This window comes from Pseudomonas sp. MF7453, assembly GCF_016405455.1.
GTDB classification, from domain to species: domain Bacteria; phylum Pseudomonadota; class Gammaproteobacteria; order Pseudomonadales; family Pseudomonadaceae; genus Aquipseudomonas; species Aquipseudomonas paralactis.
In genome coordinates this window covers 570,516-584,026 of record NZ_JAEKCN010000002.1, presented here as the reverse complement: position 1 = coordinate 584,026, position 13,511 = coordinate 570,516, and the positions used below count along the sequence as shown (strand labels likewise).

8 protein-coding genes are annotated in these 13,511 nt (G+C 61.0%); 2 read left to right on the top strand and 6 right to left on the bottom strand.

All coding sequences use genetic code 11. The annotated features are described in order from the left end of the window. Positions 1-261: 261 nt before the first annotated feature. The 6 genes from JFT63_RS03665 to JFT63_RS03690 all read right to left on the bottom strand — a co-directional run bounded on the left by JFT63_RS03665 (position 262) and on the right by JFT63_RS03690 (position 10,676). Positions 262-1,803: an efflux transporter outer membrane subunit gene (locus JFT63_RS03665; protein WP_233102221.1), complete on the bottom strand. Its 1,542-nt coding sequence runs from the start codon at positions 1,801-1,803 to the stop codon at positions 262-264. After that, on the bottom strand, positions 1,800-4,907 hold the full coding sequence (locus JFT63_RS03670) for an efflux RND transporter permease subunit (RefSeq protein ID WP_198843494.1): 3,108 nt from the start codon (positions 4,905-4,907) through the stop codon (positions 1,800-1,802). The genes JFT63_RS03665 and JFT63_RS03670 overlap by 4 nt, the downstream gene beginning before the upstream one ends. Continuing rightward, the gene (locus JFT63_RS03675) at positions 4,904-8,005 is read right to left on the bottom strand and encodes an MdtB/MuxB family multidrug efflux RND transporter permease subunit (protein WP_057702931.1); all 3,102 of its coding nucleotides are present in this window, start codon (positions 8,003-8,005) and stop codon (positions 4,904-4,906) included. Before JFT63_RS03675 ends, JFT63_RS03670 begins: the two co-directional genes overlap by 4 nt. Continuing rightward, positions 8,002-9,300 (bottom strand): MdtA/MuxA family multidrug efflux RND transporter periplasmic adaptor subunit, encoded by a 1,299-nt coding sequence (locus tag JFT63_RS03680; RefSeq protein ID WP_198843495.1) that lies wholly within the window; start codon positions 9,298-9,300, stop codon positions 8,002-8,004. The genes JFT63_RS03675 and JFT63_RS03680 overlap by 4 nt, the downstream gene beginning before the upstream one ends. Positions 9,301-9,531: 231 nt before the next feature. Continuing rightward, complete coding sequence (gene tpx / locus JFT63_RS03685; protein WP_057702929.1) at positions 9,532-10,032, bottom strand: thiol peroxidase; 501 nt, start codon at positions 10,030-10,032, stop codon at positions 9,532-9,534. Positions 10,033-10,277: 245 nt separating this feature from the next. Further along, complete coding sequence (locus tag JFT63_RS03690) at positions 10,278-10,676, bottom strand: hypothetical protein (protein WP_198707668.1); 399 nt, start codon at positions 10,674-10,676, stop codon at positions 10,278-10,280. 239 nt (positions 10,677-10,915) lie between these two features. On the opposite strand from JFT63_RS03690, the gene JFT63_RS03695 reads away from it, so the two are divergent. Both JFT63_RS03695 and JFT63_RS03700 read left to right on the top strand, forming a co-directional pair. Then, a complete protein-coding gene (locus JFT63_RS03695) occupies positions 10,916-12,205 on the top strand; it encodes a glycosyltransferase (RefSeq protein ID WP_198843496.1) in 1,290 nt (429 codons plus the stop codon). A gap of 72 nt (positions 12,206-12,277) precedes the next feature. Then, the gene (locus tag JFT63_RS03700; RefSeq protein WP_198843497.1) at positions 12,278-13,183 is read left to right on the top strand and encodes a helix-turn-helix domain-containing protein; all 906 of its coding nucleotides are present in this window, start codon (positions 12,278-12,280) and stop codon (positions 13,181-13,183) included. The last annotated feature ends 328 nt before the right edge of the window (positions 13,184-13,511 follow it).

Genomic DNA, 13,511 nt, shown 5'->3' with positions numbered 1-13,511 from the left:
CCATTAGTGAGTTTTTGGCGTCAATCGGATGGCTTCGCCAGGCTGTTTTCAACGACGTCATGGACATCAAAATGTGGCCTGCGCAGATCCCCTGTGGGAGCGGGCTTGCCCGTGAAGGCGGTGTGTCAGTCACCGCAACTACTACTGCACTAACGCTATCGCAGGCAAGCCAGCTCCCACAGGGTACTGTGCTTAACTGACTGGCATTGGGGCAAGCCCACACAGTTGATCTTGCTCCCCCAGGATGCGCGGCGCATCCGGTTACTCCTTTTCAGCCAGAGAGGTCTGGCCGTCCCAGCCACCACCCAACGCCGCAATCAACTGCACACTCGCCACCAACCGCGACTGCAACAAGGTCAATACGGTGCGCTCGTTACTCAAGGCCGTCGCCTGCACAGTCACCACATCCAGGTAAGCGATCAACCCCGCTTTGTACTGGTTCTCGGTCAAGCGCAACGACTCGCGCGCCGACTCCAGTGCTTCATTGCTGACCACAGCCTCGTCCGCCAGGACCTTGAGCTGGACCATGTAGTTTTCCACTTCACGGAACCCATCCAGCACAGTCTGGCGGTACTTGGCCACGGTCTCGTCATAGCTGGCCACGGTGCGGTCGACTTCCGCCGAGCGCTGGCCGCCATCGAACAGGGTCATCGCCAGTTTCGGCCCTACCGACCAGAAGCGGTTAGGCAGGCTGATCCAATCTTCATAAGTGCTGCTGGAATAACCGCCCTGCAGGCTCAGGCTGAGGTCCGGGTAATAAGCTGCCTTGGCCACGCCGATATTGGCGTTGGCGGCAATCACCGAGCGTTCGGCCGAGGCAATATCGGGGCGACGTTCCAGCAACTGGGACGGCAGGCTCACCGGTATCTGCGGCAACGCCGGAATATCATTGCTGACAGCCAGATTGAAGTTGGCCGGGGCTTCGCCGATCAGCACGGCAATGGCGTTTTCCAGCTGGGCGCGTTGCCAGATCAAGTCAATCAGGCTGGCCTGGGTGGTCTTGAGCTGGGTTTGCGCCTGGGCAATGGCATCCTTGCCGGCCACGCCGGCGCGGTACTGGTTTTCGGTCATTTTCAATGAACGCTGGTAGGTATCCAGAGTGGCCTGCAACAGGCGCGTCTGCTCGTCCATGACCCGCAGTTGCAGGTAGCTCTGCACCAGTTCCGACTGCTGACTGAGGCGCATCGCGGCCAGATCCGCCGAACTGGCCTCGGCGCTGGCTTCATTGGCTTCCAGCCCGCGGCGTAACTTGCCCCAGATATCGGCTTCCCAACTCACGCCCAACTGCGCATTGAGGGTGTCGCGAATACCACTGCTGGAGCTGCTGAGGCTGGCGCTGCTGCTGCCGGTGCCCTGGCTGGCGCGGGTTTTGCCAACGCTCAGGTCGACGCTGGGGTAAAACGCCCCGCGGGAGCTGCGCACCAGGGCCTGGGCCTGGCGAAAGCGTGCTTCGGCCTGGGCGACGGTCTGGTTGGAGGTGTTGAGGCGCTCTACCAGCCCATTGAGTTGGCGGTCGCCATACAGCTCCCACCAGGCGCCACGGGCCAGGGAATCGCTGGGGTTGGCCTGGCGCCAGCCCTGGGCCTCCTTGAACTGCACCGGCTCGATGACCTCCGGGCGTTTGTAGTCAGGGCCAATGGCGCAGGCGCTGAGCAACAGGGCCAGGCCCACTGTAGGAGCGAGCTTGCTCGCGAAAGCCGTCAACGATAATGCGTTCATTCTGGATGAGCGCGGCATCTGGGCTTTTTTCGCGAGCAAGCTCGCTCCTACAGGGGTTGCAGGGGCGTTGGTTGAATCGGTCATAGCGCAGTGTCCAGGGCAGCATCGGTACGCACGCCGCGCCAGGCATTGAAGCGGTGGCGCGCGCGGTCGAGATAGAGGTAAACCACCGGGGTGGTGTAAAGGGTCAGGATCTGGCTGAAGACCAGGCCGCCAATGATGGTCAGGCCCAATGGATGACGCATTTCCGCGCCATCGCCGCTGCCGAGCAGCAACGGCAAGGCGCCGAGGATCGCGGCCAGGGTGGTCATCAAAATCGGCCGCAGGCGCAACAGGCAGGCACTGCGGATCGATTCCAGCGGGCTCATGCCATCGTTGCGCTCCAGTTGCAGCGCCAGGTCGATCATCAGGATCGCGTTTTTCTTCACTACGCCGATCAGCAGGAACAAGCCCAGCAACGAAATCAGGCTGAACTCGCCGCCCAGCAGGTAGATCGCCAACAACGCGCCGACACCTGCCGACGGCAGGGTCGAGAGGATGGTCAGCGGGTGAATATAACTCTCATACAAAATGCCCAGCACCAGGTACACCGCCACCAGCGCACCCAGAATCATGAACGGCTGGCCCTTCTGCGTGGCCGCAAAGGCGTCGGCGGTGCCGGCCATCTTGGCGATCACATCTTCTGGCAGGCCGACCTTGGCAATCGCCCGCTCGATGGCGGCGGTGCCCTGCTCTACCGTGACCCCGGGCGCCATGTCGAAGGCGATATTTTCCGAGGCAAACTGGCCTTCATGGCTGACGCGGTCGTCGGCCAGGCTGTTCTCGTAATGGGCAATGGTCGACAACGGCACCCGTGCGCCATCGGCAGTAATCACCTGGACCTGGTTCAGGGTGTTCGGGTCCTGGGCATACTTGGGGTTGACCTCCATCACCACCTGATACTGGTTGAGGCTGTCGTAGATGGTGGAAATCTGCCGCTGGCTGTAGGCGTTGTTGAGCACCGACGTAACCATGTCCATGTCGATGCCCAGGCGCTTGGCCTGATCACGGTCGACGATCAGCGTAACCTGCGCCGCGCCCCTGCCCTCACGAGCATCGATGGCGGTCAGCTCCGGCAACTCACGCATCGCCGCGACCACTTTGGGGTACCACAGCCGCAACGCGGCCAGGTCGCCGCTTTGCAGGATGTAGGAATACTGTGCGCTGGTCTGGTCGCGGCTGCCGCCGAATTGCAGGTCCTGGTCGGCCATCAGGAACAGGCGCCCGCCCGGCACCAGCGGCACGTCCTTGCGCAGGCGCTCGATCACCGCCTGGGCAGAGATCTTGCGCTCGCTGATCGGCTTGAGCCGCACCAGCATCACCGCGTTGTTGGTGCCGCTGTTGCCGCCGATAAAGCCCGCCACGCTGAGCACCGCCGGATCCTTGAGCACCGCCTGGCGGAAGATTTCCATCTTCGGCTGCATCACGCTGAACGACAGGCCATCGTCGCCGCGCACAAACCCGATCAACTGACCGGTGTCCTGCTGGGGCATGAAGGTTTTTGGCACCACCACATACAGCGCGATATTCACGCCCACGGTGATCAACAGGCTGAGCAGGGTCAGACGCCGATGACGCAACACCCAGTCCAGGCTGGTGGCGTAGCCGGCGACCATGCGGTCGTTGATCTTCTGGCTCCAGCGCTGCAAGCCGGTCTGCCTGGACTTGTCATGAGGCTTGAGCCAGCGCGCGCAGAGCATCGGCGTGAGGGTCAGCGAGACGATCAGCGAAACAATGATCGCTGCCGACAAGGTGATGGAAAACTCGCGGAACAGGTTGGTGACGATCCCTCCCATAAACAGAATGGACAGGAACACCGCCACCAGTGACACGTTCATCGACAACAAGGTAAAGCCAACTTCCTCGGCGCCCAGGTACGCAGCCTTCATCGGCGGCACACCTTCGTCAATGTGCCGGGAGATGTTCTCCAGCACCACGATGGCATCGTCCACCACCAGCCCGGTGGCGAGGATCAGCGCCATCAACGAAAAGTTGTTCAGCGAAAACCCGTACAGGTACATCACCGCGAAGGTGCCCACCAGCGATACCGGCACCGCCAGGGTCGGGATCAGCGAAGCGCGGAAATTGCCCAGAAACAGGTACACCACCAGGATCACCAGCCCCACTGCGATCAGCAGGGTCATTTCCGCCTCATGCAGGGTCGCGGCAATTACGGGCGAGCGGTCCATGGCCAGGCTGAGCTTGACGCTGGACGGCAGCACCGCCTGCAACGCCGGCAACTGGGCCTTGATCTGCCTGACCGTCTCGATGATGTTGGCGCCGGACTGGCGGTTGATCACCAGCAGCACCGCCGAATCATTGTTGAAGAAGCCGCTGTTGTAGCGGTCTTCCACACCGTCGGTGATCTTCGCCACATCCCCCAGGCGCAGGGCCGCGCCGTCCTGGTAGCGAATCAACAGCGGCGCGTAGTCCTTGGCTTTTTCCAGCTGGTCGTTGGCTTGAATCTGCCAGTTGCGTTCGCCATCTTCCAGGGAGCCTTTGGGTCGGCGCTGGTTGGCATTGGCGATGGTATTGCGCACATCGTCCAGGGCCACGCCGTACTGGTCCAGAGCCTTGGGCTCCAGCTCGATGCGCACCGCCGGCAGCGAGCTGCCGCCGATCTGCACTTCGCCCACGCCCGGCACCTGGGACAGGCTCTGGGACAGGATGGTCGACGCCAGGTCATACAGCTGCCCCTTCTGCAACACATCGGAGGTCAGCGACAGCACCATGATCGGCGCCTGGGACGGGTTGATCTTCTTGTAGGTCGGCATACTGCGCATACCGCTGGGCAGCAGGTTGCGCGACGCGTTGATGGCCGCTTGCACTTCGCGCGCCGCGCCGTTGATGTCACGGTCGGAATCAAAGGCGAGGATCACCCGCGTCGAGCCCTGGCTCGACGAACTGCTCATGGTGGTGATACCGGCAATCGAGCCGAACGAACGCTCCAGTGGCGTCGCCACGCTGGACGCCATCACCTCGGGGCTGGCGCCGGGCAAGCTGGCAGACACCACGATCACCGGGAAGTCGATCTGCGGCAGCGGCGACACCGGCAGCAGGTTGAAGCTGACGCCGCCGAGCAACATGATCGCCAGGCTCAGCAGCATGGTCGCTACCGGCCGGCGAATGAACGGTCCGGACAGGTTCATGGCTCAACCGGCTCCAGGCGTTGCGGCTCTTTGCGCCAGCGGCGGCCAAGACGGTCGAAATACAAGTAAATCACCGGCGTGGTAAACAGCGTCAACACCTGGCTCACCAGCAAGCCACCGACCATCACCAGGCCCAGCGGTTGGCGCAACTCCGCGCCGGAACCGCTGGCGAGCATCAGCGGCACCGCACCGAACAGGGCCGCCAGGGTGGTCATCAGGATCGGCCGGAAACGCAACAGCGCCGCCTGGTAAATCGCCGTCTGTGGATCCAGCCCCTGATTACGTTCGGCATCGAGGGCGAAGTCGATCATCATGATCGCGTTCTTTTTCACGATACCGATCAGCAGGATAATGCCGATGATCGCGATCATGCCCAGGTCATTGCCACTGAGCAGCAGGGCCAGCAAGGCCCCCACCGCCGCCGACGGCAAGGTCGACAGGATGGTGATCGGGTGGATATAGCTCTCGTAGAGCACGCCCAGCACGATGTACATGGTGACCACCGCCGCCAGGATCAGCAGCAAGGTGCTCGACAACGACGCCTCGAACGCCTGGGCCGCGCCCTGGAACTGGGTCTGCACGCCCACCGGCATACCGATGTCCTTCTGCGTCTGGTTGATCAGCTCAACGCCTTTGCCCAGGGCGACGCCGGGGGCCAGGTTGAACGACATCATCACCGCCGGGAACTGGCCGATATGGGCAATCGCCAACTGCGCCTGGCGCTGCTCGACGTGGGCCAGGCTCGACAGCCGCACCTGGCCGCCGTCGGTGGTCTTCACATGGATCTGGTTGAGCGCGGCCGGGCCGAGGGTTTCGCCGGACTGGGCCTGCAGCACCACGCGGTATTGGCTGGCTTGTGTGTAGATGGTGGAGATCTGGCGCTGGCCGAAGGCGTCATACAACGCGTCGGTAATGGTCGAGACACTCACGCCCAGGCGCGAGGCCGCGTCGCGGTCGATCACCAGGTACACCTGCAAGCCTTTGTCCTGCAAGTCGCTGGCGACATCGGTAAGTTCTGGATGCTGGCTGAGGGCGTGCACCAGCTTGCCGCTCCACAGTGCCAGCAACTCGGCGTCCGGCGACGACATGCTGAACTGATACTGGGTACGGCTGACGCGGTCCTCGATGGTGAGGTCCTGCACCGGCTGCATGAACAGGCGGATGCCCACCAGCTTATCGATGTGCGGTTGCAAGCGGGTGATCACCTCGGCTGCGCTCAAATCGCGCTGGCCGTGGGCCTTGAGGTTGATCAGCAAGCGCCCGCTGTTGAGCGTGGCGTTATCGCCGTCCACACCGATGTAGGACGACAGGCTCTCGACTGCCGGGTCGGCGAGGATGATCTTCGCCAGTTCCTGCTGCCGCTGGCTCATCGCCGCAAAGGAAATCGACTGCGGCGCTTCGGAAATACCCTGGATCACCCCGGTGTCCTGCACCGGGAAAAAGCCCTTGGGCACCACCAGGTACAGCACCACCGTAAGCCCCAGGGTGGCGATGGCCACCAGCAGAGTCAGCGGCTGGTGCTTGAGCACCCACTGCAATTTGCGGCCATAGGCCTGAATCAGCCAATCGATCCAGGCGCCACTGGCCTTGTAGAAACGCCCCTGTTCTTCTTCCTTGGGTTCGCGCTTGAGCAAACGCGCGCACATCATCGGCGTGAGCGTCAGGGACACTACCAGCGAAATCAGGATCGCCACCGCCAGGGTGATGGCGAACTCGCGGAACAGCCGACCAACCACGTCAGCCATGAACAGCAGCGGGATCAATACCGCAATCAGCGACAAGGTCAGGGAAATCAGAGTGAAACCGATCTGCTTGGCGCCCTTGAGCGCCGCCGCCATCGGCGTCTCGCCCTCTTCGATATAGCGGGAAATGTTCTCCAGCATAACGATGGCGTCATCCACCACGAACCCGGTGGCGATGGTCAGGGCCATCAGCGTCAGGTTATTGATGGAGAAGCCCGCCAGGTACATCACGCCAAAGGTGCCCACCAGGGACAGCGGCACGGCGATGGACGGAATGATGGTGGCGCTGACCCGCCGCAGAAACAGGAATGTCACCATCACCACCAGGGCGATGGCAATCAGAAGCTCGTGCTGCACGTCTTTCACCGAGGCGCGGATGGTCTGGGTGCGGTCAGTGAGCACCGTCACGTCGAGGCCGGCCGGCAGGTTGTCGGTGATGCTCGGCAGCAGCGCCTTGATGCGGTCGACCACCTCGATCACGTTGGCGCCCGGTTGGCGCTGGATATTGAGCAGTACCGCCTGGTTTTCGTTGGCCCAGGCCGCGAGGCGCTCGTTTTCGGCACCGTCGACGATCTGCGCCACATCCTTGAGGCGCAGCGGTGCGCCATTGTTGTAGGCCAGGATCAGTTCGGCATATTGCTGGGGCGAAACCAACTGGTCGTTGGCATCGAGCATCGACACGCGGGTGGGGCCGTCGAAGTTGCCCTTGGGCTGGTTGACGTTGGAGGCGGCGATCAGGGCGCGCACGTCCGAGAGGTTCAAGCCATTGGCCGCCAGGGCCTCGGGGTTGACCTTGATACGCACGGCCTGGCGCTGGCCACCGGCAATGCTGACCATGCCGACGCCGCTGATCTGCGCGATTTTCTGCGCCATGCGCGTGTCGACCAGGTCATTGAGCTTGGGCAACAGCATGGTTTTGGAGGTGATCGCGAGGGTCAGCACCGGGGTATCCGCGGGGTTGACCTTGTTGTACACCGGCGGCGCCGGCAAATCCTTGGGCAACAGGTTGGTGGCGGCGTTGATCGCGGCCTGCACCTGCTGCTCGGCGACGTCCATATTGATGTCGAGGTTGAAACGCAGGGTCAGCACCGAGGCACCGCCCGAGCTGGTGGACGCCATCTGCGTCAGCCCCGGCATCTGCCCGAACTGGCGCTCAAGGGGTGCCGTGACCGCGCTGGTCATTACGTCGGGGCTGGCGCCGGGGTACAGGGTCATGACCCGGATGGTCGGGTAGTCCACCTGGGGCAAGGCCGATACCGGCAACAAGCGATACGAGATAATCCCGGCCAATACAATCGCCAGCATACTCAGCGTGGTGGCGACCGGGCGCAGGATAAACAGGCGTGACAGGTTCATGAACCGACCTTTTGCGCCTTGCCGGCGTCAGCGCCGGTCTCCCCTTTTGCCGCGGGCTTGCCTTGCAGGTGTTCGGTCGGCGTGGTCGGCACTTCTTTGCTTTCGTTGACCACTTCGATTTCGCTGCCGTCCTTGAGGCGGTCGGTGCCTTCCAGCACCACGCGGTCGCCTGCGACCAGGCCTTCCTTGACCACGGTGTTCTCACCGTCGGAATCACCCAGCACCAACGGCTGGACCTTGACCTTTTTGTCACCGTCGAGTTTGTAGACAAAGGTGCCGGTATTGCCGAACTGGATCGCCGCCGACGGTGCCAGCACCACGTTATGCAAGGTGTCGGCAAGCAAGTGCACATTGACGAACTGGTTGGGGAACAGCGCCTGGTCCTTGTTATCGAAGCGCGCCTTGAACTTCAGGGTGCCGGTGGTGACGTCGATCTGGTTGTCCAGGCTCTGTAGCACGCCGACCGCCTGTTTTTTCACGTCGCTACGGTCCCAGGCTTCCACGGGCAGTTTGTTGCCGGCGTGGTAACGGGCGAGTACGGTTTCCAGGGTATTTTCCGGCAGGGTGAACGCCACGCTGATCGGTTGAGTCTGAGTGATGACCGCCAGGGCGGTGGTGTCATTGGCGGCGACCAGGTTGCCGACATCGAGCTGGCGCAGACCCACGCGGCCGCTGATCGGTGCGCGGATCCTGGTGAATTCAAGGTTGAGCTTGGCGTCATCCACCGCGCCCTGGTTGGTCTTGACCGTGCCCTGGTACTGCAACACCAGCGCCTCGGCGGTGTCCAGAGTCTGCTTGGCGATACTGTCCTGGGCATACAGGCCGCGATAACGCTCGACATCGACCTGGGCGTTTTTCAGCTGGGCCTGGTTCTGCAACAGCGTGCCCTGGGCCTGGAGCAAGGCGTTCTGGTAGCTGCGCGGGTCGATTTCCGCCAGCAGGTCGCCGGCCTTGACCATCTGCCCTTCTTCAAAGGCAATCTTCACCAGCTCACCGCCCACCCGGCTGCGCACATTAATGGTGTTGAGCGCGGTGACCGTGCCCAGCGCCTTGTAGTACACCGCAAACTCCCCCTGCACCACCGGCGCCACGCGCACCGGCACCGGGCCGGTGGAACCACCGAACCCCGGGCGCGCCATGCCGGTCTTGCCCGTGTGCCCCGCTGGTGCGTCCTTGTGGGCCGCGCCGCCGGGCCAGAATTTCCAGCACAGGCCGGCGATAACCAGCAGCACAAGCAGGCCAAACAGCCAGCGGCGGGAGTTGCGGGAGGAGGATTGCATGGAGTGATCAACCATTGGGGATGAGAGCTTCTTCTTCGGGAGGCTGAAAGATAAGCACTGGGGGGCGTTTAGAAAAGCACCTTTACCGGCTATTTACCTTGGGCTTACAACTTTTAACGTCTGATCTTGGTCCGTCAGCTATTTCGCTAAACCGCTGACGCTCAAATAAAAACGGCCTGGACTAGGCCAGGCCGCAATCATGCATCATACGTGTGACTGCCAAACGACAGTTACGCGCAGAAACAGTTACTTCAACACTGCCAGAGCAGCATCGTAGTTTGGTTCTTCAGCGATTTCCTTGACCAACTCGCTGTGCAGCACGTTGTCGTTTTCATCCAGTACCACCACAGCGCGTGCGGTCAGGCCTTTGAGCGGGCCGTCGGCAATCGCCACACCGTAATCAACGGCGAAATCCGAATCACGGAAGTCCGAGAGGTTTTTCACGTTTTCCAGGCCTTCGGAGCCGCAGAAACGCGCCTGGGCAAATGGCAGGTCGGTGGAGATGCACAGCACCACGGTGTTGGCCACATCGTTGGCCTGGGCATTGAACTTGCGCACGGACGTGGCGCAGGTTGGGGTATCAACGCTTGGGAAGATGTTCAGCACTTTGCGCTTGCCGGCAAAGGTGGCCAGGGTGGCGTTGGACAGGTCGCCGGCGGTCAGGGTGAAGTCTGCGGCTTTGGTGCCGACTTTCGGCAGTTCGCCTTCAACCTGGACCGGGTTGCCTTTAAGGGTGACTTGAGCCATGAACGGAATCCTTATGCTGGGTTTGGTTAAACGAATTCGAGAGGCGGAAGTTAACCACAAACTGCCGACGCTACCTACCGCCAGACACAAATTGTCATGTCCCCACGCATGATCACTACCGACACCTTCTGGAATCGGGCGCGGACACGTGCTTACCCGCCGAAATTGCGCTGATATGGATTCAGTTCGATAGATAGGAAATGCCGGGCACCGCAGGTGCCCGGCAAGACGTTGGCGCTCGCGAGCTAGATGTTTACGGTGTGCGTCGCTATAGCCCGATCATCGATTCCGGACATATCGAAGATAAACTCTGCCCTGAACGTTACCGTGTGAGCCCCGCTGGCAACCGATACTTCCTTGTAATTTGACCAGGTATGCCACTGACCATCCTGCTTACGGTCATCGGGCGAGTCCAAGTCCCAAACCTTGTTATTGCCGACCCTCACCTCATAATTGATATTGGCCTTGCTACGTGAACTATCGCCACTGATCATGTAGGCCTCGGTTGTCAACGTCAGCTTGTTGCCTAGGCGCTGAAAACGGATACGCAAATTTCCGCTATAGCCGGTGACGCCCCTTGTCAATGTAACGTTATGCCAGTCAGCCTCAACGGCGTTTACCTTATTGGTTTGTTCGGCATCCATGGGATGCACCTCCTAAAAACGATTTGATGTTTTTCTGACATCCCTACATCCAGAAAGCTGTACCTAACCTAGCACCCTGCACGAGCCGGGATAACTGTGAAAGTTGACAGGTCACGAGCTCATTTCGAAATTACAAACACCACGTTAATCAGCATTCCTTCGCAAGGCGGGCTGCGACACAAAAGTATGATTTAATCAGCCGCTTTTTAGAGCCCGCCTGCGGGACTAAGGACGCATTCATGAATCAGCCCGCCATCAAAGTCCTGGTCATTGGTTACGTCTGGCCAGAGCCCCGCTCTTCCGCCGCGGGCGGGCATATGATGCAAATCCTTGAGAGTTTTCTTACGCAAGGTTGGGACATTACCTTCAGCAGCCCCGCCACCATCGGCGAACACAAGGCCGACTTGCCGGCACTCGGGATCGCCGAACGCGCCATCGAATTGAACAACAGCAGCTTCGATGACTTTATCCACGAACTGGCCCCGGATATCGTGCTGTTCGACCGTTTCATGATGGAGGAGCAATTTGGCTGGCGCGTGGAACAATGCTGCCCCCACGCGCTGCGGGTACTGGAGACCTCCGACCTGCAAAGCCTGCGCGACGCCCGTCACCAGCGTTTCAAGGCGCATGTAAAAGCCAACCCCGACAGCGACGACTTCAGCGCCCTGTTCGCGCCGGCGCTGGAGGACGAGTTCCAACGCATGGCCGATACCGACCTGGCCAAACGCGAAATCGCCGCGATTTACCGCTGCGACATCAGCCTGATGATCTCCGACGTGGAAATCCGTCTGCTCACCGAACAGTTCAAGGTGCCCGCCGCCCTGCTCCACTGGTGCCCGTTGATGCTGCAACCGCCCATGGCCGCGTTTGCGCCGTTTGAAGACCGCGCGCATTTCCTCAGCATCGGTAACTTCCGCCACGCGCCCAACTGGGATGCGGTGCTGTGGATGAAGCACAGCCTGTGGCCGCTGATTCGCCAACAACTGCCGGGCGCGCAGTTGCACATCTACGGTGCCTACACGCCGCCCAAGGCCACCGCCCTGCACAACCCGCCGCAGGGTTTTCATGTGATGAACTGGGCCGAAGATGCATTGCAAGTCATGACGGCGGCGCGTATTTGCCTGGCACCACTGCGCTTTGGCGCCGGCATCAAGGGCAAGCTGGTGGACGCCATGCTGTGCGGTACACCCAATGTCACCACCCCCATCGGCGCCGAGGCCATGGGCGATGACCAGCCCTGGCCCGGCGAGATCGCACAGGACGCCCCGACCCTGGCCGCCGCTGCCGTGGCCCTTTACCAAAACCGCGAGCGCTGGACCCAGGCTCAGGAACAAGGGCGCCAACTGCTGGCCCGGCGCTATGACCAGGACCTCCACGGGCCCGCCTTGGTGGAATGCCTGGAACGTTGCCGCAACAACCTCACCGCCCATCGCCGGGACAATTTCACTGGCAGCATGCTGCGCCACCACGCGCATAAAAGTACCCAGTACATGTCCCAATGGATCGAGGCCAAAAACCGCACCCTATAAACACTGCTGCTGGCGAGGTCGCGCGCGACGGGGCATTATCCTACGCAGCGACCACAATAAAGCGACGGCAGCATGACCCGAGCAACGCGCATCACCGACCCTTCCTACGAACTGATGGACGATCACAACGGTCTGTCCATCATCTATCGTCAGCATGGCTTCCCCTGCCCGTTGGTGCGCTGGCACTTCCACAAGGAATATGAACTGCACCTGATCGTCGCCAGTTCCGGCAAGGTGTTTATCGGTGACTACATCGGCAACTTCTACCCGGAAAGCCTGTTCCTCACCGGCCCCAACCTGCCCCATAACTGGATCAGCCAGGTGGAAGAAGACGAAGTGGTGCCCAAGCGCGACATGCTGGTGAACTTCACCGATGAACTGTTCGAACATGGCAGCCATATCTTCACCGAGCTCAAACGCCTGGCGCCGTTGCTCGAACGCGCCCAATACGGCATCGAATTTCGCTGCAAAAAAACCATCGCCCAAGCCATGAGCCTCATGCAGAACATCGAGGACGCCGACGGCATAGCGCGCCTGGGGCACTTTTTTATCCTGCTGGAAGTGTTGAGTGCCTGTGAGGACTACCAGTTGCTGTCCGGCGTGACCACCTCGCAGCAAGCCGATGAACACAGCATCGACCGCACCAACCGCGCGGTGGACTACATCTTCGCCCACTACGCACGGGAGCTGCCGCTGGAAGAAGTCGCGGAGTACCTGGGGATGAAGCCGACGTATTTTTCCCGGGTATTCAAGCAGGCCACTGGGCGTACTTTTATTGAATTCGTCAATCGGCTGCGCATCAGCAAGTCGTGCGAGCTGCTGGCCGATGGCAATAAGGCGGTGACGGATGTGTGCTTTGAGTCGGGGTTCAACAATATTTCCAACTTCAATCGGCGGTTTCAGCAGCTTAAGGGGATGACGCCGTCCCACTACCGGCGATTGGCGGTGCAGCGGTTGACTGAGCAGAATTTGGCTTGAGGTTGATCGTTCGGCAGGCGTCAGGAAACAGAAACGTCTTACAAGGTTTTGAGGTTGTCCCTAGGACACTCAATCTCTAGTCTCTGTACACCGCTGCACACTCAGCGGTCGGGCGTCGCGGCCCGTATTTCTCCAGACGCAAAAGCGTCATCGTGTCCTTTCAGTTGGCGCTTTTTTGTCGTCTACTGTGCGGCGCTATGGCGGCTGTGCGCGGGATACCTTCGGGTATGCCGATGTTTCGGAGAGTCGGTCCGCGAACCTGCGTACAGCTGCCACCCCCATCGCGTCGCGGCGATCAATGGCAGCTCCTTTAATATCTCCGGAGTTT